The following is a 2,473-nucleotide window of genomic DNA, read 5'->3' on the forward strand; positions in this document are numbered from 1 at the left end:
CCCCTCGCGCACACCGCCCACACCGTCTTCCCGGAAGGCGGCCGCGGCCGCCTTCCGGGAAGACGGTGTGGGCGGTGTGCGCGAGGGGAGGCGGCTCGTCGGCCGGTGAGGGGTGAGGGGGGAGATGGCGCCGCGCCTTGCTGTTCGGTCGGCTTACGAAGAGCGCCGGGGCGCAAGGTGCGGTTCCGTCTTCGGGCAGACCTGACCGCGGTCGGTGGCGTACGCAGCAGGTCGCCGGAGTCGTCGCCGAAGGTGGCCGGACCGGTCGCGGACAGCAGTCGACAGCCGGCGGCGGCTGAGCAGGGGCCGCCTCAGCGACCCGCTCCCGTTCTGTCGCCTACCCCTCAGCGAGGGGACCGTGGCGGTCGTGAACGTGGAATCCGTGAAGGCGGATGCGCGTCGCGTCGACGTCGTCGGGCTCGCGGTTGCCCTCCACGACGAATCCGCAGAGCGCGCGCAGGACTTCTTCGCCGAAGTCCAGCGGGTGGAAAGGCAGCGGGTACGGCTCCTCGTCCTCCTCCTCTCCCTCCTCGTCGGACCAAGGGATGACGTCGGCGGGACGGTCACCTGCCCAATAGGGCAGCTCGAAGCGGAGCGGTTCGCCGATGTCCTCGATGATGCCGCTGTCGGGCGAGACGCTGAGGGAGCGGACCAGGCGGCCGTCCTCCCACACGGCGAACGCGAGCCAGTCGACGACGCTGTGCATGGCGTGGAGAACGAGACGTCGGCCGGCGCTCGCCTCGACGACGTGGTTCGGGAGTTGGGAGGGAGAGTCGATCATCACTCGTTGATCCCCGATGACCTCGACACCGGGCCAACTGGCGGCGTACACGGTGCCCACGGGCGGGTAGAGGCCACTGGCAAGGACCCTGCCATCGCAAGGCTCGATCTCGTGGCCCGGACAGAGCCGTCGCATCAGCGCAAGGGTGCGGTCCACATCGGCTGCGCCCACCTGACGTAGGAGCGACGGCGCGTCCCCATCGGTGTACACCAACAGTCCGGTCTTGGCTCCCACAGTTCCTCCTCGTCGCGATGCCGTGCGCGGCGGACGCACCCTATGTGGAGGCGCCGACAAGAAGGGCCGGGATGGCCGCACCACCGGGCGAGACCTGCCACGTCTCTCCGCAGCGCTGCCGTTAAGCCTGCTCCCGGGTTCCGGAGCTCACCGGGGCTTCCAGCGCGCCCAAGAGCGCTGGCACGTGGGGTTCGGAGACGACCAGCAGCACCTCCCGCTCGCCGTCACGGCACTCGACCGCGACCGGCCGTTCCACTGCGGCGCAGCGGGGGTCCTCGGGCACGGTGCCGTGGAGACGGACGAAGGAGAGGGGCGGGACGGGTACGGGGTCGCCTCCGTCCCGCGGTGCGTCGCCGGTGCCGGTCGGGGCGGCTTCAGAGGGCCCGAAGGGCTCGGAGGGCTCGGAGGGCTCGACGAAGGGCTCGAGCGACAGTCCTTCCGGCCCGATGAACAGGTACTGCGTCTCCTCCCCGCTGTACGGCACGTCGCCGAGCACGGCCGCCGGCACCACGGTCTCCTCGGTCGGCGGCTCCGGCAGGTACCGCTGCGACAGGGCCACGGCCTCGCGTGCGGCACGGCGGCGTTGCCGCGCGCCGTGTGCCGCGCCGGCGACCACGGCGAGTACCGCTGCAACGGCCGAGGAGGTCGCAGCGGCATGGATGCTCGGCGCCGTGGCCACCGGCGCGAGGGCGAGGACGCCGAACAGCATCGTGGTGACGAACGGGACGGACACGCTCCACCGGCCGACGGACTCCCGGCTCCGGCCCTCCTGGCGCAGCCCGCGCATCCGGTGCGACGTCCGGAGGAGGCCGCCTCCGAGAAGGAGCAGGAAGCACGTCGGGCGCAGCTCGGTCTCCGTCCAGCCGCCGGGGTAGGCCTCGGCGGGTATCCGGTCGTCGGGGACGACGAACTCCCGTACTTCACCGCGCCAGGCGATGACGGTGACCGGTTGGCCTTCCCGGACGCTGACCGCGTCGGACTCGTCCCGCAGCGACGTGAACGCGCTGGACCCGTCGGGCAGGGACACGAAGAGGTAGCGGACCGTTTCGCTGCCGTCGTCGCCGCCGCCGACCTTGACGCTCGTGTCCGTGGACCTCTGGCTCACGCGGCAGTCGGTCGTGTCCTCGAACGACGTGCCGTCGGCGCACGGCGGTGCCGCGAGATAGGCGCGGTGGTCGGCGATCGCGGACACCAGGCTGATCACCGGCACGACCAGGCCGGCCAGGGCGACGGTCAGGCCCAGCGCCAGCGGGAGCAGCCACCGCTTCCTGGAACCTCTCGTGTACATGGGCATATCGCGTCTCCCCCGCTCGTCCGTCCGCAACCGGTCGTCGTACGACGGTCGGTGAGGGGATTGTGCGGGAGAGCGATCATCGCGGCCCTCGCGTGGGGCGGAACGTTACCGGCCTGTGGAGGGACCGGGACTCGGGCGTTCCACGGCGGCGGGGCTGCGGGGAC

2 protein-coding genes are annotated in these 2,473 nt (G+C 71.8%); both read right to left on the minus strand.

Annotated features, from left to right (window positions below; translation table 11 throughout):
- Window positions 1–337: 337 nt before the first annotated feature.
- Entirely contained in the window at window positions 338–1,015 is a 678-nt protein-coding gene (locus ACOV8S_RS32725; protein WP_448322270.1) for a DUF6928 family protein, read from the minus strand.
- 121 nt (window positions 1,016–1,136) lie between these two features.
- Window positions 1,137–2,309, minus strand: coding sequence for a hypothetical protein (locus ACOV8S_RS32730; protein ID WP_448322271.1), 1,173 nt, complete (start codon window positions 2,307–2,309; stop codon window positions 1,137–1,139).
- Window positions 2,310–2,473 lie beyond the last annotated feature (164 nt).

This window comes from Streptomyces sp. CO7 (assembly GCF_053474865.1).